17 protein-coding genes are annotated in these 17423 nt (G+C 34.9%); 2 read left to right on the top strand and 15 right to left on the bottom strand.

The features are described from left to right. The first annotated feature begins 28 nt into the window (after positions 1 to 28). Positions 29 to 1399 carry an alkaline phosphatase family protein gene (locus tag AC07XN_RS01895; RefSeq protein ID WP_494741842.1) on the top strand — a complete coding sequence of 457 codons (1371 nt, stop codon included), beginning with the start codon at positions 29 to 31 and terminating at the stop codon, positions 1397 to 1399. A gap of 182 nt (positions 1400 to 1581) precedes the next feature. On the opposite strand, the gene AC07XN_RS01890 is transcribed toward AC07XN_RS01895, so the two are convergent. Continuing rightward, complete coding sequence (locus AC07XN_RS01890) at positions 1582 to 3597, bottom strand: glycoside hydrolase family 3 protein (protein ID WP_494741841.1); 2016 nt, start codon at positions 3595 to 3597, stop codon at positions 1582 to 1584. 197 nt (positions 3598 to 3794) lie between these two features. Between AC07XN_RS01890 and AC07XN_RS01885 the strand changes: the two genes are divergently transcribed. Next, a complete protein-coding gene (locus tag AC07XN_RS01885) occupies positions 3795 to 4058 on the top strand; it encodes a (2Fe-2S) ferredoxin domain-containing protein (RefSeq protein WP_494741840.1) in 264 nt (87 codons plus the stop codon). Here the strand turns inward: AC07XN_RS01885 and AC07XN_RS01880 are convergent. The 14 genes from AC07XN_RS01880 to AC07XN_RS01815 all read right to left on the bottom strand — a co-directional run bounded on the left by AC07XN_RS01880 (position 4055) and on the right by AC07XN_RS01815 (position 17322). Beyond that, positions 4055 to 4933 carry an AraC family transcriptional regulator gene (locus AC07XN_RS01880; RefSeq protein WP_494741839.1) on the bottom strand — a complete coding sequence of 293 codons (879 nt, stop codon included), beginning with the start codon at positions 4931 to 4933 and terminating at the stop codon, positions 4055 to 4057. The two genes, AC07XN_RS01885 and AC07XN_RS01880, sit on opposite strands and share 4 nt — an antisense overlap. Before the next feature lie 158 nt (positions 4934 to 5091). Further along, on the bottom strand, positions 5092 to 5580 hold the full coding sequence (locus tag AC07XN_RS01875) for a DUF6691 family protein (protein ID WP_323248577.1): 489 nt from the start codon (positions 5578 to 5580) through the stop codon (positions 5092 to 5094). A gap of 4 nt (positions 5581 to 5584) precedes the next feature. Beyond that, the gene (locus tag AC07XN_RS01870; protein ID WP_494741838.1) at positions 5585 to 6151 is read right to left on the bottom strand and encodes a YeeE/YedE family protein; all 567 of its coding nucleotides are present in this window, start codon (positions 6149 to 6151) and stop codon (positions 5585 to 5587) included. An 18-nt stretch (positions 6152 to 6169) separates the two neighbouring features. Further along, positions 6170 to 7582, bottom strand: a complete 1413-nt coding sequence (locus tag AC07XN_RS01865; protein ID WP_323248574.1) for an MBL fold metallo-hydrolase — start codon at positions 7580 to 7582, stop codon at positions 6170 to 6172. A gap of 63 nt (positions 7583 to 7645) precedes the next feature. Then, positions 7646 to 8284, bottom strand: coding sequence for a DUF1275 family protein (locus AC07XN_RS01860; protein WP_494741837.1), 639 nt, complete (start codon positions 8282 to 8284; stop codon positions 7646 to 7648). Positions 8285 to 8343: 59 nt separating this feature from the next. Continuing rightward, positions 8344 to 8670: an ArsR/SmtB family transcription factor gene (locus AC07XN_RS01855; RefSeq protein WP_494741836.1), complete on the bottom strand. Its 327-nt coding sequence runs from the start codon at positions 8668 to 8670 to the stop codon at positions 8344 to 8346. Between the two features lie 128 nt (positions 8671 to 8798). Then, the gene (locus AC07XN_RS01850) at positions 8799 to 9119 is read right to left on the bottom strand and encodes a DUF3817 domain-containing protein (RefSeq protein WP_309916941.1); all 321 of its coding nucleotides are present in this window, start codon (positions 9117 to 9119) and stop codon (positions 8799 to 8801) included. Between the two features lies 1 nt (position 9120). Next, positions 9121 to 9582 (bottom strand): hypothetical protein, encoded by a 462-nt coding sequence (locus tag AC07XN_RS01845; RefSeq protein ID WP_494741835.1) that lies wholly within the window; start codon positions 9580 to 9582, stop codon positions 9121 to 9123. Positions 9583 to 9651: 69 nt separating this feature from the next. Then, positions 9652 to 10242: a TetR family transcriptional regulator gene (locus tag AC07XN_RS01840; protein ID WP_494741834.1), complete on the bottom strand. Its 591-nt coding sequence runs from the start codon at positions 10240 to 10242 to the stop codon at positions 9652 to 9654. A 162-nt stretch (positions 10243 to 10404) separates the two neighbouring features. Further along, positions 10405 to 11196, bottom strand: coding sequence for a cyanophycinase (locus tag AC07XN_RS01835; RefSeq protein ID WP_494741833.1), 792 nt, complete (start codon positions 11194 to 11196; stop codon positions 10405 to 10407). Positions 11197 to 11362: 166 nt separating this feature from the next. Further along, on the bottom strand, positions 11363 to 13705 hold the full coding sequence (locus tag AC07XN_RS01830; RefSeq protein ID WP_494741832.1) for a beta-L-arabinofuranosidase domain-containing protein: 2343 nt from the start codon (positions 13703 to 13705) through the stop codon (positions 11363 to 11365). 224 nt (positions 13706 to 13929) lie between these two features. Further along, positions 13930 to 15207, bottom strand: a complete 1278-nt coding sequence (locus AC07XN_RS01825) for an MFS transporter (protein ID WP_494741831.1) — start codon at positions 15205 to 15207, stop codon at positions 13930 to 13932. 9 nt (positions 15208 to 15216) lie between these two features. Continuing rightward, positions 15217 to 16290 (bottom strand): endo-1,4-beta-xylanase, encoded by a 1074-nt coding sequence (locus tag AC07XN_RS01820; RefSeq protein WP_494741830.1) that lies wholly within the window; start codon positions 16288 to 16290, stop codon positions 15217 to 15219. Beyond that, on the bottom strand, positions 16291 to 17322 hold the full coding sequence (locus AC07XN_RS01815; protein WP_494741829.1) for a glycoside hydrolase family 43 protein: 1032 nt from the start codon (positions 17320 to 17322) through the stop codon (positions 16291 to 16293). Between the last annotated feature and the right edge of the window lie 101 nt (positions 17323 to 17423).

Below are 17423 nucleotides of genomic sequence, written 5' to 3'. Positions count from 1 at the left end.
GACTGACAGCAGATAGCTAAAAAATAATATGCAAAAAACAGTAGTCATTGATGTAGTCGGATTGAGTACTAGCGTCATCGGAGAACATACTCCATTCATTAAAAAATATCTTTCTGAGCATCACCTTACACATATAAAACCTGTATTACCTGCCGTTACTACCACTTCGCAAAGCTGTTATGTAACAGGAAAATTCCCTGATACCCACGGCATTGTTGGCAATGGCTGGTACGACCGTGAAGACAATGAGCATAAATTCTGGAAGCAATCTAACAAAATAGTAAAGGCAGAAAAAATTTGGGAAGCTGCTAAGCGTCAAGACCCGAATTTTACTTGTTCTAAAATGTTTTGGTGGTATAATATGTATTCTTCGGCTGATTATTCTGTAACGCCAAGACCACAATACCATGCTGATGGCGTAAAAGCCCCCGATTGTTATACACAACCAGCAGATTTGCGTGATAAACTTCAAGCTGATTTAGGCACTTTCCCATTATTTAGTTTTTGGGGACCGAATGCTAATATAAAATCTTCAAAGTGGATTGCTGATGCGTCTATCTGGGTTGACAAAGCGCATGACCCAACCTTAAGTTTAATTTACTTACCTCATTTAGATTATTGCTTACAAAAATATGGAGTAGATTTTTCTAAAATCCATAAAGAATTGGGAGAGGTAGATAAACTAGTGGAAGATTTGGTAACGCATTACCAAGCAAAAGATACTAACATCATCATTCTATCTGAATATGGTATCAATAGTGTGAACAATCCTATCCATATCAATAGAATATTCCGAGAAAATGGTTTGATTTCGGTAAGAGTAGAACGTGATTATGAATTATTAGATGCTGGTGTTTCAAAGGCTTTTGCTATTGCCGACCATCAGATTGCTCATATTTATATCAATGATAAAACTGAGGAAGCACGTGTAAAAAGTATTTTAGAAAATACCAAAGGCATTGCTCTAGTGTTGGACGAAGAAGGTAAAAAGGCTCATCACCTTAATCACGAACGTGCTGGGGATTTAGTTGTAATGGCAGATGCCGACAGTTGGTTTACTTACTATTACTGGCTAGATGATGCTAAAGCTCCTGATTATGCTCGTTTAGTAGATATTCATAGAAAACCTGGTTACGACCCTGTAGAGATGTTTATGAATCCTGCTAATCCATTTATTAAATTAAGAGCAGGCTATAAATTAGCCCGTAAATTATTAGGATTCAGGTATTTGATGGATGTTATTCCACTAGATGCGACGCTTGTAAAAGGCTCTCATGGAGGAGTTAATATTGGTAAAGAGTATTATCCTGTATTGATTTCTGATAAAAAAATAAGCGACGGCGAAATTCAAGCAACCGACGTATATGATGTAATTTGGGAAGCTTTGTTTTCAAAATAAGATTAACATATATTTTATTAGAAAGGCTACTTTTTTGAGTAGCCTTTCTTTTGGAGATAAAAACATCACTTTAAGCCAAATAGAATACTCAATTTGGCTTAAAGTGACATAAATAAGACAGATAGAGCCAAATCGACATTTATTCTTACATATCTACATATCGTATTTTCTATCCCTTATTGTTAATAACTAAGTCCTTCTCCAAACTTAAACAGTGCATAGCCTTTCGGTTTTAAATATCCCGGCACATCAGATTGATTTTCTGAAACGGCTTTCTCTGAAACAGGTGTAGTAAAAGGCATTTTACCTGTGGGGTTAAATGTACCACTTACTACATCCAAAAGTGCATCAGTTGTAGTACCAAATGTCGCTATTACTGTTTTTAAGTTTGTATCATCTATTTCATTAATTACCCAAGGATTAGTAAAGTTAATGGCAACCACTGTAGGCTTAGCCTTGATAATTTCATTTACATGGGCTACATCTATTTTATTTTTGGATAAACTCAATTCAATCGGTTTGCCTTGCGAACTAAACAAACTCCCACCATTAGGAATTAGCCATAATAAAACAACATCTGCTTCTTCTTTGCTTCCTACAAATTCAATATTAGGGTTCGAAATACTGGGTTTATTAACAGTAATGGGATTGGGGTTTCTACCATTGTCATAATATGTCTCAAAATATACTTTTGTCTTTTTAGTAATAGGCAAAACCTTTGTGTCATTACGCAATAAAACGATAGATTTTCTCAAGGCTAAATCTGCTTTTTTCTGAAAATTTGTATTGCCTACTGTTTTTACAGCTGTTTCTACATCAACGTAAGGGTTTTCAAAAAGACCTAATTCAAATTTTTCTTTCAAAAGTCTAGTAATCGACTCATTGATTCTTTCTTCGGAAACCAAGCCTTTTCTAACTGTTTCTAGTAATAAAGACGGGTCTGCACTTCCTGAGAAAATATCAACCCCAGCATCAATCGCTTTTTGATAACGCTGTAGAATCGACAAGTTTTCTACCCCCCAAGGCATCATATCAATAGGGCCTGTATCTGAATTAATAATTCCTTTAAACCCAAGTTTTTTTCTTAGCAAATCTTGGATAATTGCTTTGTTGTACGAAAATCCAACTTCTTCAAATCCATCTCCTTTAGGGGCAGAATAATAAGGCATAATAGCCGAAGTCCCTGCTGCAATGGCTGCTATAAAAGGCTTTAAATGGTATTCAAACATTCCGCCAGGATAATGTGCATTTTTCCCCCAATCAAAATGGGAATCTTGCCCGCCAACTTGTGGTCCACCTCCTGGGAAATGCTTGGTAGTCATAGCTACTGAGTTTTTATTCAATTTATTGCCTTGAAAACCCAATACAATTTCGCGAATCATGCTTGATGTCAAATCAGCATTTTCACCAAAAGTGCCTTCAATCCGTTGCCAACGAGGTTCGGTAGACAAATCTGCCATATACATATAGCCTTTTCGTAAGCCTACAGACGACCATTCTTTACCAGCTATTTCAGCAAATTCATGAGTAAGTTTTAAATCTCGCATAGCAGCCAAGCCTAATTCTCCGGGCCATTTTGAAAAAACAGTTGTACCTACACTCAGTCCTATTGAGGCATCAATCGTAACATGATTACGAGGATTGGAAGCAACGATAGCAGGAATGCCAAGGCGTGATGTTTCGCATAATGCTTGCAGATTATTTGACCATTCTGCCATGATTTTGGCTGTAGTATTGGCTCTTAGAATGAAGTGACGAAGGTGATAATTCATTACGCCTTTTGTTGTTCCTGCGGCTGACATGGTAGGAACTGGCAAAGGCTTACGGGTAAACATATTGATGGGTTGCATCAAATCTTCTTCATTAAAACCACTCGAAATTTCAGCTTTAGGTGCATTAGGTTGAAAAGAATAATCACCAGCCAAACGGGTGCTACTAATAATCATAAACCCTATTTTCTCTTCTAAAGTCATTTGAGCAACCAAGTCTTTTACTCTCAAGTCAATGGGCAATCGCCAGTCTTCGTATTTATCGAGTTTAGTATTCTTGTTTAAATCTTTAAATACAAGATTTTTCACTTTCAAAAGACTAACACTTCTATTGCCAAGTTCGGGCTGTATTATTTTCTGAGCATTTGAGCCTACCACAAAGAATGTTTGAAACACCACTACTGCTGTAACTTTTAAGTAAATATTCATATTTTAACTTTATTTTTAATGAACCAATTAGAAACAATCACCATTATTATAGTTAATTTACCCTTCAATACAAGCTCTATCATAGCGAATGGCTTATTTTATAAAGCCTACTATTATCAATTTATACTTATTTTTTATAAATAAAGTTATATTTTATAATCATATAGAGATGACAAACAATCTTAATATTTAAAACCATGAGTGACTCGAAATTCCCAGAGAAATCAATCTTTATTTGTGATGGAAGCAAGTGCGGAAAACACAAAGAAGTGCGTAAGATTTTTAAAGAAGCCATTAAAGAGAATGACTTAAAAGATACTGTAGAGATTTTTAAAATAGAATGTACTGACAGATGTAAACAAGCACCAGTTATGTGCTTTCAACCACAAAACAAATGGTTTACTGAGGTTTCAATGTGGAAAGCTGAGAAGATTTTCAAGGAGATGATTTTAACTAATTAGCGATTCAACAGCCTGAATTGCTCGGGCGTTTGATGAACATCTTTTTTGAACACCCTTATAAAATAAGAACAATCGTCATAACCAAGGTGATAGGCGATTTCGCAAATAGACATACTTGAATGCAATAAAAGCCTTTTAGCTTCCAAAATAATACGGTCGCGGATTAGCTCTCCAGCGGTTCTCCCTACTATTTTATTACAAATAGCATTCAGGTAATTAGCGGTGATGTTTAGTTGACTGGCATAGTCTTTCACAGATTTGTATTTTTGGTAATATCCTTCTATTAAGGTTTCAAAAGTTTTGAATTTTGAAATGCTTAATGTAGAAGTATCGTCTTTGTAATTGGGTTGATATACCCTCAGTGCCTGTATTAGAATTTGCTTAAGAATCGTTTTGATGTAAGATTCATAATGTGCTTTTTTATCGGAATATTCTTGAATAATTTCTTCAAAAAGGGCTTCAATTACTTTGCCTGTTGACTCATCAAAAATAACCATTGGTTCATCATTCGGACTATTGTTGAAAAAGGGTAATCCATTCAAGGAAAGATTATTTTCATCTACTTCATAGAATTCTTTCTTAAAGAAAAAGGAATACCCTTCAATATCATCACTAAGGTTCCATTCATGTACCTGCCCTTCATTCATTAAAAAAAGTTGGTGCGGTACTACCTCGTAATGCCTGAAATCAATATCATGAGTACCCGACCCTCTTTTTATATAAATCAAATTATAAAAATCATGTCTATGCGGAAAATCAGCAGGAGTCAATGTTTTAGCATGAACCTCCAATCTTCTAATATCCATATTCATCATGATATGTGTACCACAACTATTTAGTTGCTCGATGGTGATGATTGGAATTGGTTTTTTCATTTTATAGACAGAAGACGCAAGACTAAAGACTAGAAGATTAAGAATATAATTTTATAAGATTAAGATAGAAGAAACAAGACAAAAGAAGTAAGTTTTATAAAGACTAAAAAAATCTTGTCTTATATCTTATGTCTTGCGTCTTCTGTCTATAAAAAAACTTAATGTGGTAATTTATCTCTTAAATATCCGTACACCCACGTACCAGCAATAGCACTTATTAAGGTGACACTTACTACCGCAAAACCGCTACCGATTTGAGCGAACAATGGCCCTGGACAAGCACCAGTAATAGCCCAACCCAAGCCAAAAATTAAGCCTCCATAGATTTGCCCTTTATTGAAAACCTTATCATGGAAAATGATTTTTTCGCCAGAAAGTGTTTTTATCTTAAATTTCTTGATTAGAAATACAGAAGTCATTCCTACTATCACAGCCGTACCAATCACGCCATACATAAAAAATGATTGTAACCGAAACATCTCTTGTATTCTGAACCATGAAACTATTTCAGCTTTCACGAATACTATCCCAAAGATGATACCTACTAGCATATATTTAAAGTTGCTAGCGAAGGATTCTTTTTTAATTTGTTCGTTTGGTGCATCACACACAAACTCTTCATTCATTAAAACATCTTGTTTTTGCATGGTCTTAGAAAAGTTTAAAGATAAGAGGTAACAGCAGGAATGTCATCAAAAAGCCCCCAATCATAAATGAAATAGTAGCAATTAATGACGGAAGCTGTAGGGTTGATAAACCCATGATAGCATGTCCAGAAGTACAACCGCCTGCATATCTTGTTCCAAAACCAACCATAAAACCACCCAATATAAAAAAGAAGAAGCCTTTCAAAGTAAAAATATTGTCGACGTTAAATAAATCAGCAGGCATTAAGTTTGAAAAATCTGTAATACCCAAAGCTTTCAAATCCATAACCGTTTGTTCACTGATAACAATTGTATTGGGATTGGATAAAAAATTGGTAGCGATAAAACCTCCAATTAATACGCCTGTTACAAAAAACAAATTCCATATTTCTTTCTTCCAATCATATTTGAAGAAAGAAATATTAGCAGGAAAACAAGCTGCACAGATATGACGTAGAGACGATGAAATCCCAAAAGATTTATTCCCAATGATGAGCAAAGTCGGTACAGTTAGACCAATTAGTACTCCGGCAACTGCCCAATGCCAAGGCTGACGAATTAATTCTATCATTTTTCTCGATGTTAAATATTATTTTAATTTAGAAGGACATACAAAATCTGTTGTAGGAACAGCTGTTTTAGCAATCTCATTAAAACCTCCAGCCACATCTACTACATTATCAAAACCTCGGGCTTTTAAAATAGAGCTTGCCATCATAGAACGATATCCCCCCGCACAATGAATGTAATTGGTCTTTGTTTTTGAAAATTCAGCCATGTTATCACTTAATACTGCTAAAGGAATATTCATAGCTTCGTCAATATGCTCGGCTGTATACTCTGTTTGCTTACGAACATCCTTCACAATTAATTGCCCGTTAGCTTCTTCAAATCTTTTAGCAAATTCAGTCGCTGATATAGATTCTATACTATCTGTTTCTTTACCTGCCTTTATCCAAGCCTCGATACCACCTTCCAAATAACCAATCACATTGTCGTAACCAACTCGTGAAAGACGTGTAACAACATCATCGATATTTTCTTCATCTGCAATAAACAGAATTTCTTGTTCGATGTCAGTAATCAAAGTGCCAATCCACGGAGCAAAATCCCCTTTGATACCAATATTAATTGAATTAGGAATAAACGCATCTTTGAATACTTGTGCTGAACGAGTATCCAACACAACAGCTCCAGTTTCATTGGCAGCCGCCTCAAAGGCTTCTACCGATAAAGCCTGTACATTATTAACAATTTCCTTCATCGTTTTGATACCTGTTTTGTTCATCATTACGTTTTTAGGGAAATAATATGGGGGAGGCAACAAGCCATCCGTTACTGCTGCGATAAATTCTTCTTTGGTTTGTTCTTTCAAAGCATAGTTAGTCGCTTTCTGATTACCCAATGTGTCAAAAGTTTCTTTGCTCATATTTTTACCACAAGCCGAGCCAGCACCATGCGCAGGAAAAATAATTAAATCATCTGGCAATGTCATTATTTTATTTCTTAACGAATCATATAAAAAACCTGCTAAATCGTTTGTCGTGATACTTCCCAATTTCTGAGCTAAATCTGGACGACCAACATCCCCAATAAAAAGGGTATCTCCAGAAAACAGACAATGCTGATGACCGTTCTCATCTGTTAGTAAAAAACATGCAGACTCCATCGTATGTCCTGGCGTATGGAGTACTTTGATGCTTACTTTTCCAATTTGAAATACCTGACCATCTTCTGCGACAATACAATCGAAACTAGGATTGGCATTTGGGCCATAAACAATAGAAGCACCCGTTTGGCGAGATAAATCTAAATGCCCTGATACAAAATCTGCATGAAAATGGGTTTCAAAAATATATTTAATTTTTGCATTATTTCTAGCAGCCTTCGCAATATAAGGTTGTACTTCACGAAGAGGATCAATAATGGCAACTTCACCTTCTGATTGAATATAATAAGCACCTTGTGCTAAACAGCCTGTATAAATTTGTTCTACTATCATTGTTAATGAATACATCAATGAAATGTATTAGTTTATTGATTATTGATAAATAATATTAAATACTTAAAGTTTTTTCTTTAGAATTAGCACTGAAACGATACAATAGAATACAACTGGCAACCACAAAATGGAGAGTGAACTATAAAAAAAGGAAGCGATTCCCCCGACTATGAATCCTATAATATTCAGCATTTTAACACTGAAAGCTTTCAAAAAATCTTTTCTACAATCTGCTGAAAACCCTCCAAAAAAATACTTGGCGATATCCAGCCCCGAAGCCATTACAACACCTGTAATCTGTGAAGCTCGAATCTGATTGTCGCTATGATTAGCCCCTAATGCATTTTGTGTGCTGGACACTAAAAAAAGTAGCCAAATAATTAAGTGCTGTGACCAAAGTGCATATAACAGAATAGTCAGATTTAGAAAAATTGGGAATATTTTCACATACGTTTTATTGGTCTTTTTTCCATAATAAAAACATGAGGAAGTCCAAAAGGACCCTAACCAGTACATAAAAACATACGAACACGTAATAAGAATATCTTTATTAGTTTCTGTTTTATTTAATAAAATACTTGTGCTATAATGCCCCGTGATATTTGTTACTACTAATCCTAAAAATTGTATGCCCAAAATATTAATAATTCCCGAAACAAACGAAAATGAAAATGAGGATATATATGTTCTTCGACTAATCATTAATGGTGGTATTAAAAATTAATATATGTTGTTTCTATCATATATAAATGTCAAAAATCTTACATATTACAATCACAATTCTCAATGCATTGCAATAGTTTTACGATTTCCTTCTCCTTCAAATCATAATATACATTCAGTCCATCTTTATGAGATTGAAGTATTCCACGGAGTTTCATATTAATCAGGTGATGAGAAATAAGCGATTGTTCACAATCTAAGGCTTTACAAATATCATTTACTCCCATTTCTCCTTGCTGATTCAGCAAATCTATAATGGCTAAACGAACAGGATGTGCCACAGTCTTTAAGATATAGGCAGCCTTCTCCATTTTCTGTTTACTGGCTTGAAATCTTTCTTTAGGGGTGTTTTCTAATATTTCCATTGCTGTCTTGTTAATCACAATACAAATATATGATAATATTTTCATATATAAGTGAAGAATTGTTCAATCCGATGTCATTTAGGTAAATTGTACTGTAAATTTGTTGATTTGTTCGATAAAAACCATACTTAACCTTCTTTACTTTTTTGAATATCTTTTAAAATTTTATGGTCAATATAAAAAGTACCAAACGGTAAAATACTGGCTACTAATACCTTCCAAGTGGTTGTCGAAAACTTCCAGTTTTCTTCTACACCCACACTTAAAGCATTTAAAATGAAAAGGATAAATAATGCCCCATGAATAGGTCCAAGTATTTTTGTTCCTGCTGGACTATCAAAATAATATTTCATCGGCGTAGCGATAAAAAGTAATAATAAAAATGATACTCCTTCAAGAAAAGCAATGATGCGCAAACGCCCAATATTGGTCGATAATAATGTTTTCATCTTAAAATTGTCTAAAAAATGGTCTATGTGCTAAAGGAGAAAATGGCCAAGGAATGGCTATGAAAATGATGAATAAGGCTAATGAAAACCAAACTAAGATTGTCTTATATTTAACTTCATCGTTTTTTCTACGTTTTGCTAATGCCGAGCCAATGGTTAAAACTATGATGGCAATCGACATTAAAAGGATATGTATTAAACCGAAAAAAGTAAATTCTAAGTGCTGAATAGCCTGCTTAAAATTACTTAAAAAATATTTAACTGTTGGGCTTTTAATATAAAGATTAATCCCAACAACCAATTGGATATGAGCAATAGTAGCTGTCCAATGTCGGACTGAATTATCTGTTTTAGAAAAAGTAGTTTGATTTTTTAAACCAAGATAAGCCCTCAATATCGCATAAATGATGCTGATTAAGACTAGCCACCTTAACAGAGAATGAACAAATAAGAGTATATGCATTAATATTTTCAGTTTTAATACTGCAAAGATACCCAAAAACATACCAAATGGTATGTTTTTGGGTAAAAATTATTCCAATCGATTCAAATAGTTTTTTAACTCATTTAAATAGGCTCGATAATAATCAGCGTTCTCATATAATTTTCCTAAATTTCTGATACCTCCATAGCTAGCAGAAACGAAGATTGCTACTTGTTTACTATTAACATCTGCCCTTACCAAGTCCAAAGATTTTGCTCTTTCAACAGCTTTCTCAATACTTTGCAAAACATCATCCATAATTTTAGTAAGTGCTTTGCTAAAGTTTTCATTCAAAGGAGCCATTTCTTGAATCAGGTTGTTAGTAGGACAACCATACTTAATTTGTAAATAAGGTTCTTGCATTAATAAATATTCCATCATGTGATAAATAGCCATTAATGGGTTTTCAGCCGTCAAAAGTGGCTCTAATAACATTTTCCCCATCGTTTGCTGCATCATTTCGTTAATGACAGCAAGCCCCATTTCTTCTTTATTTTTAAAGTGATAAAAAAAAGCCCCCTTTGTTACTTTAGTAGTAGCAATAATATCGTCAATACTAGTAGCCTGATAGCCATTGATATAAATCAACTCAAAGGCTTTTTGTAGGATTGTCATTCGTGTTTCAGCAGCTTTTCCCATATTACTATTTCTAATTAATCTTATTTGGTGATACAAAGATGGCTGATTTATTGAAAAAACTCTTTAATTCTGATAGTCTGAAAATTAAAAACCCTTGAACATCAAAGTTAAAACCTTCATGTTCAAGGGTCAATTCCTCAATAATATTTAAATTATAGTCAGCTATATTTTAAGCTTAATCTTCTTTACTAAATCAAATTTATCTCCCTTTTTCAAAAAGTACATTTTCATTTCATTTTTCTTTTGTTGTGTATCAAAAATCAACACCTGACTTTCGCCTAGTACTTCAGCTAATTTATTGTCTTGTACGTATACAGCGGTATTTTCATCTATACCAATTCCTAGTAACGTTGGATTTTGAAGAATCAAGCCCATTAAGCGATTCTCTCGTTGTCTCTTTACAAAATGTTGATCTACAATTACATTGGGTAATAATCCTAAGCCTTTTTTAGTTTCAACCTGCGAACCGTCAATTACATCCAGTTTACCTTCGCCCGTAATCATCTTTTCAGACATGATGGCTGTTCCTGCACTAGTACCAGCAAAAACGATTTGTTTGTGATAACGTTCGTGCATAGCCTTGAATAAACTTTCGTCTTCCAACACCTTCATAATCCTAACTTGGTCGCCTCCTGTAAAGAAAACGCCTTTAGCCGTTTTTAATTGACTTAACAACACCTCTTTAGACTCTACTGTCAACGGAGAAACTGGTGCATGAACAACTTTAATAGGAGATAATGCTGAAATATCTTTTTTGATAGATTCAAAACTGGCTTCTTGTTCGCCACTTGCCCAAGTAATGATTAATATCTCGCCTTGGTCTTTACCACTTAATTCAATGAATTTTGTCAATACATCGGCAGGACGTTTTCCCCCTCCGATAATAATTAAACGTTCTTGAGCATAAGTCAAGCCCGAACACAATAAAATGATTGATAGAATTTTTAGAAGCATGTTTGTAAGAATTATTTGTTGAAGTATTTTCTTACAATATCGTAAATGTAATTTGTAAAAAATAGTATAAAGGCTTTCTGTTTTAGGCTTCGGATACTTTTTCGCCGTTGTTGGAGTTTGTCCTCCAACAACAGAGCGTAAGCAACACCAATGGCGAAAAAATACACTATTCCTTCAGTAATCTAATACTATAAATTGCCCCAGTACTCTGTTTATTTTTAGCTACAAACTTGATATTGATAGTTTTTGTATTCAATGCTTCTGGCAATTCATAATCAATATCAGATGGCTTTCTCGACTTTTTTGCTTCTAGTTGAATCGTTTTAAACAACTCACCATTGATAACAATATCAAATTCTCTTACTTTATTTTCATTCCCTACAGTAACTCTTAATTTCTTAGCAGTCTGCTCAGTATTTCTTAAATCATAGCTAATCCAATCGGTAGTGCTTCTCCAAAAAGCACCTAATTCTCCTCCTGTGTTTGATTGATTTCCTTGAAAATGATGGTCGGCTTCGGGTTGTTGTTCTCCTAAAGCTATTTGGTCTATGGTTTTCTGTTCCAATGCTAATTTCAATTGCTCTTTTTCCTTTATTTCCTGAATTTTACCAGCCAATTGTTCTTGATTCATTACTGGGAAATACATCATATAACGGGCATCGTGCAATTGATAAAAAGGAATTAAGGTGAGTGATTGGTATTTGCTTGGATAAAGTGCATCACCCATTGAAAACTGTAAAGCTTGATTTTTGATAGGCTGTATTTTCGATAAGTATTCATTTGAATTACTTACCAAAATCGGTGCTTCGTCTAAAGGATATAACTTCCCTGATGCTTCATGTCCCATACGACTAGCATCTGCAAAAAGCCCTTTTAGGTCTGTCGTATCTGTTTTGGCTGCTAATACAATCGGACCATGTAGAAAAGACACCCAAGATGAACCATCTGGTAGTGTTTCAGCTGTAGTTTCCATCGGGAAAGTTAGCGATACTTTATCCCCTGATTTCCAAGTTCTATTGATGGCAATAAACGAAGAAGGTTTTTCATTTACCACAAAGGCTTTGCCATTAACTTTTACTTGAAAAGCATTCTCTTTTACCCATTTGGGATAACGAACAAAAAGCGTAAAGGTCTGTGGCTTTGTAAGTTTTAAGCTAATCTCTGAATTTGAAGTATTTGGAAACTGGGTATTTTGGGTAAGTACTATTCCTTTTTCTTTCCAATTCAACGTTGAAGCCATAAAGAGGTTTACATATAAATCTTTGTCGGTATGTGCATAAATCATTTCACCATACTTCCCATGATTTTCTAATCCTGAGCCGACACAACACCAAAAGCCTTCTTGAGGTTGTGAATAAACACGGTAGTGACGAGGACGAATAGGTGTAAAATATACAAATCCTCCTTTAGTCGGATGTTGAGAAGACAAAATATGGTTGTATAAAGTACGTTCAAAGAAATCCATATAACTGGCTTTAGGTTCTGACAAAAACAAAGATTTAGTCAGTTTGAGCATATTATAGGAATTACAAGTTTCTGGTCCTTGATTAGATTCTAACATTGGCGTAAAATCATTAACAGGATTAAAATGTTCTCTGAAACTATTTCCGCCAAAAGAAACACTGCGTTTTGAGCTAACATTTTCCCAGAAAAAATTAGCGGCATTAGCCCAATCTTGGTTATTCGTCAAACTTGCTATACGCTGAAAACCAATCACTTTTGGGATTTGCGTATTAGCATGCAAGCCTGTCAGCGCATCTTTTTGTGCTAAGAGGGGATTTAAAATAGCACGATGAGAAATCTTCTGGGCTATCTCTAAATATTTTTTTTCTTTCGTAATTTCATACAACTCTGCATACACTTCATTCATTCCACCATGTTCTGTTTGAAGCATCTTTTGGATTTGAACTTCATTCAAATTTTGAATCGTACCAGCAAACCAATCGCCTAATTTTACCAAAACCGTTAAGGCTTGTTTATTACCTCCTATCGTATAGGCATCGTATAATCCTGCAAATAATTTATGGATATTATACAAAGGCACCCAAGTATTGTTCAACCCAAATCCGCTACCATCTAAATCTCCTTTGGCAATTCTCGACCAAAATACTTTTCCCTGTGGAATACCTCCAACATACCCATCACCATTTTTTTCTTGACATAAAGCCAATTCAGAAACCATGTAGTTTAGTCTTTTTTGCATTTCAGGGTTATTGGTGGAAGCGTACATCAACACCAAGGCTGATAAATAGTGTCCTCCGATGTGTCCATCTAATCCAGAATTTTCCCAGTTCCCATATCGTTCTGCTTTTAATGGCAAGCCTGCATCTATGCGATACGGTGCTAACAGTCTATCAGGATTTAAAGCAAGGATATATTTCATATCTACCTGCTGAGCATTCAAAAATGGTCCTGCTTGCAAACGAACAGCTTGTAAAGGAAAACTTTGAAGCTTTGGAGTAGTAGAAGACGTTTCTTGTTGAGCATAACTTGTTGTTAAAATGCTCATGAAAAACAAGAATAGAGAAAAGTGTTTGATAGACATTGTATTGTTCATGGATTAAAAATTGGACTTTGATAAAAATCGTCCACATTTAAAATGTGTATTTTTGACACAAATATAATTACGCTTTTATAAATATAAGTTTTTACTTGTAAAAACAAGGCTGTTAAGCACCACATCCATAACGAGGGACTTAAGTCCTTCGTTATGGATAAATGATTTTAAGTTTTTTACAATTCTACTTTTTGCATTTTGGGTGTCAGTAAATGAATAATGCCCCAAGCTAATAAATACGCAAAACCACAGACTAAGAAAATAATGTTGTATCCTCCGTTTAGATTTCCAAGCAGTTTGTATTCATCTAAAATAATTCCAATAAAGTAAGGGAACAAAACACCTCCTAAAGAACCTGCCATTCCTCCGATTCCTACTACGGAACTAATGGCTTTTTTAGGAAACATATCTGATACAGTAGTAAAAATATTAGCACTCCAAGCCTGATGAGCGGATGCTGCTAAGCTAATCAAAAATACTGCTAGCCAAATGTTAGTAGCATAACGCGCTAACACAATAGGTATAACGAATATGGCAAAAATCAACATGGCTGTTTTACGAGCTTTGAAAACTGGCCAGCCCTTTTTAATAAACCATCCTGATAAATAGCCACCCCCAATACTGCCTATGGTAGTGAAAGTATATAAAACGGCTAAGTGTATGCTTGGCTTTTTTAAATCTAAAGCAAAAGTTGACGAAAAATAAGATGGTAACCAGAATAAGAAAAACCACCAGATAGGGTCCGTCAGAAATTTACCCGTAACAAATGCCCAAGTTTGTTTATATTTAAAAAGTTGTAGCCAAGGCACTGATGCTGTAGTACCTTCTTCTTCTTCGTTATCACTATGAATGTGCTGAAACTCTTTAGCTGAAAGGTTTTTCTTACGAGTGGGAATTTCATAAATAAACCACCAAAAAAGTAGCCATATAAAACCGATGGCTCCCGTGATGATAAATGCTTCTTCCCAACCATAAGCACCCAAAATCCAAGGCACCATGATAGGAGCAACTACTGCCCCAATGTTTGCTCCAGAATTAAAAATACCCGTTGCCAAAGCTCTCTCTTTTTTAGGAAACCATTCTGCAACCGATTTAATGGCCGCAGGAAAGTTTCCAGCTTCTCCAAAACCTAACGAGGCTCTTGCAATGCCAAAACCTAAAGTTGTTTTAGCTGCTGCATGAAAAATAGCGGCAATACTCCAAATAATAATAGAAATGGTATAACCGAGCTTTGTACCAATTTTATCAATAATGCGTCCGAAAATCAATAAGCCAATCGCATAAGCAGCTGTAAACGACATCACGATTTTTGAATAATCGCTTTCTGTCCAAGATAATTCTTTTTCGAGCGTTGGTTTCAATAGACCTATTACTTGTCTATCGAGATAATTGATGGTTGTGGCAAAGAATAATAAAGCTACAATCGTCCAACGGTAAGTACCTGAATTTTTCATAGAGAATGGTTAAAACTTAACAACTTCCCAAAATGCTTTTTTGGGCTTAAGGTTTTGATCAAATAAAAGCGGGAAGTCTTTTCTACCTGTTACAGGAAAATTATCCAACCAAGAATATTGGTCTGAAAGATTCCAGAATGTTACGCTGGTAATGTTTTGTTTATGCTTTCTGAAAACATCAAAAACCATTTTGTATTGCTGTATCTGCTTCTGTTCCATTTCATCCGTGAAAATACCTACTCCATCGTTTTCCCTCCTTTCACGTCTTTCATGTTCTTTTGGATACACCGAAATATCTAGTTCAGTAATCTGTATTTGCAAACCCAAACTCGCAAATTTGGTAATTGATTCTTCTAATTCACTTTGTGTAGGTTCATCAATAGACCAATGGGCTTGTAAACCCACGCCATGAATAGGTACTCCTTTTTGTTTGAGTCCTTTTAATAATTGATAGATTTTTTCTCTTTTAGCTTTACTTTCTGTGTTATAATCATTATAAAAAAGTAAGGCATTGGGGTCAGCTTCATGAGCATATTCAAAAGCTTTGGCGATGTATTCTTCTCCTATAATCTCATAAAATTTAGATTTTCTATACATTGAAAGTCCAGTATCAGGCACAGCTTCATTGACTACATCCCAAACATAAATTTTGCCTTGATAACGTTTTACTACCTCGAAAATATGTGTTTTCAAACGAGCTAATAGTTCCTCTTTTGTAACGACTCTATCATCCTTTTTAAAAAACCACGCAGGTGTTTGGTTATGCCAGCATAAATTATGTCCACGAACTTTCAAGCCATTTTTCTGAGCAAACGCTACCATCTTGTCTGAGGCTTCCCAATTATACACATTCTCTTGAGGATGGATAGGTCCCATCTTCATGGAATTCTCAGGCGTAAGGCTATTGAATTGCTGTACAATAAAGGCAGATTCTGCACCTTCATTCACCATCCGAGGGTTTACGGCTACACCAATAGGAAAATAGGCTTGATAATAATCTTTGAGTCCCTTGACCTTTTCGCTTTGAGCGAAAAGGCATAAAGAGCTACAAGTATATAAAACGGTTAAAAGGGTTTTCTTCATTTATTTGTAGGCAGTGATTGTTTGAATACTTCCATCTGGATTATACTTCAACTCAGTCACTTTTACATTTCTTAAGTGTGTTTTTCCAGAAAGTTGTACATCGTGATAGAACAAATACCATTTTCCTTTGATTTCTACAATAGAATGATGGTTTGTCCAACCATCAACAGGATTCAAGACTACACCTTTGTAAGTAAATGGTCCATAAGGATTATCCCCAATAGCATAATTGATAAAATGGGTATCGCCTGTTGAATAAGAAAAATAATATTTTCCTTTGTATTTATGTAGCCACGAGGCCTCAAAAAAACGTTTGGTATTGTCGCCTGCCAATAATACTTTACCATTCTTATCTAGAATCTGTACATCTTTTGCTTCCTCGGCAAAACTTAGCATATCCTTACTCAATTTAGCTATTTTAGGGGTTAAAGCAGGTTGGTTATCATCTTGTAATTTCCCCTTAGGGTCATAGCTGCCAGTTTTCCAACGTTGCAATTGTCCTCCCCAAATACCTCCGAAATACATATAATAACTGCCGTCTGTATCTTTAAACACACAGGGGTCTATGCTATAACTCCCTTTAATAGGTTCCTTTTCTGCTTTGAATGGCCCTACGGGACTTTTGCTAGTGGCTACGCCTATTCTAAAAACATCATTCTTGTCTTTTACTGGAAAATATAAATAATAGGTTCCGTTTTTAAACGCAGCGTCAGGTGCCCACAACTGACGACCAGCCCAAGGGATATTTTTAATATCTAAGGCTACGCCGTTGTCAGTTACTTTCCCTCCTATTCTATCCATTGATAGAATATGAAAATCTTTCATATCAAAATGTCCACCCTCATCGTCTTCTTTCACGCCCGACTCAATATCATGTGAAGGATAAATATAGATTTTTCCATTAAATACATGGGCAGAAGGGTCGGCTGTGTAAATATGAGAAACCAAAGGTTGCGATATAGGCTTTTTCGCTTGTCCGAAGACAGACAAAGATGCAGCCACTAAGCATAATGATAAGAATTGTTTTTTCATGGATAATTAAAATTAAGAGTATGTAATAAGCAATTTTCAGTGCTTCACGTATTTATCAAACATTGATTTAAAAGCAAATATTATAATAATATCTGCTTTTT

The sequence above is a fragment of the Arcicella sp. GW458-12-2-14-TSB2 genome (assembly GCF_059423785.1).
The sequence above is the reverse complement of the archived record's forward strand: the minus strand, read 5'-3'. Positions and strand labels throughout refer to the sequence as shown.

Bases quoted from the DNA above. Each gene is read 5' to 3' on its own strand.
- AC07XN_RS01850 (WP_309916941.1), bottom strand. From the start codon at position 9,119: ATGAAAACATTATTATCGACCAATATTGGGCGTTTGCGCATCATTGCT.
- AC07XN_RS01815 (WP_494741829.1), bottom strand. From the start codon at position 17,322: ATGAAAAAACAATTCTTATCATTATGCTTAGTGGCTGCATCTTTGTCT.
- AC07XN_RS01890 (WP_494741841.1), bottom strand. From the start codon at position 3,597: ATGAATATTTACTTAAAAGTTACAGCAGTAGTGGTGTTTCAAACATTC.
- AC07XN_RS01885 (WP_494741840.1), top strand. From the start codon at position 3,795: ATGAGTGACTCGAAATTCCCAGAGAAATCAATCTTTATTTGTGATGGA.
- AC07XN_RS01880 (WP_494741839.1), bottom strand. From the start codon at position 4,933: ATGAAAAAACCAATTCCAATCATCACCATCGAGCAACTAAATAGTTGT.
- AC07XN_RS01865 (WP_323248574.1), bottom strand. From the start codon at position 7,582: ATGATAGTAGAACAAATTTATACAGGCTGTTTAGCACAAGGTGCTTAT.
- AC07XN_RS01845 (WP_494741835.1), bottom strand. From the start codon at position 9,582: ATGCATATACTCTTATTTGTTCATTCTCTGTTAAGGTGGCTAGTCTTA.
- AC07XN_RS01830 (WP_494741832.1), bottom strand. From the start codon at position 13,705: ATGAGCATTTTAACAACAAGTTATGCTCAACAAGAAACGTCTTCTACT.
- AC07XN_RS01860 (WP_494741837.1), bottom strand. From the start codon at position 8,284: ATGATTAGTCGAAGAACATATATATCCTCATTTTCATTTTCGTTTGTT.
- AC07XN_RS01875 (WP_323248577.1), bottom strand. From the start codon at position 5,580: ATGCAAAAACAAGATGTTTTAATGAATGAAGAGTTTGTGTGTGATGCA.
- AC07XN_RS01835 (WP_494741833.1), bottom strand. From the start codon at position 11,196: ATGCTTCTAAAAATTCTATCAATCATTTTATTGTGTTCGGGCTTGACT.
- AC07XN_RS01855 (WP_494741836.1), bottom strand. From the start codon at position 8,670: ATGGAAATATTAGAAAACACCCCTAAAGAAAGATTTCAAGCCAGTAAA.
- AC07XN_RS01820 (WP_494741830.1), bottom strand. From the start codon at position 16,290: ATGAAGAAAACCCTTTTAACCGTTTTATATACTTGTAGCTCTTTATGC.
- AC07XN_RS01870 (WP_494741838.1), bottom strand. From the start codon at position 6,151: ATGATAGAATTAATTCGTCAGCCTTGGCATTGGGCAGTTGCCGGAGTA.
- AC07XN_RS01895 (WP_494741842.1), top strand. From the start codon at position 29: ATGCAAAAAACAGTAGTCATTGATGTAGTCGGATTGAGTACTAGCGTC.
- AC07XN_RS01840 (WP_494741834.1), bottom strand. From the start codon at position 10,242: ATGGGAAAAGCTGCTGAAACACGAATGACAATCCTACAAAAAGCCTTT.
- AC07XN_RS01825 (WP_494741831.1), bottom strand. From the start codon at position 15,207: ATGAAAAATTCAGGTACTTACCGTTGGACGATTGTAGCTTTATTATTC.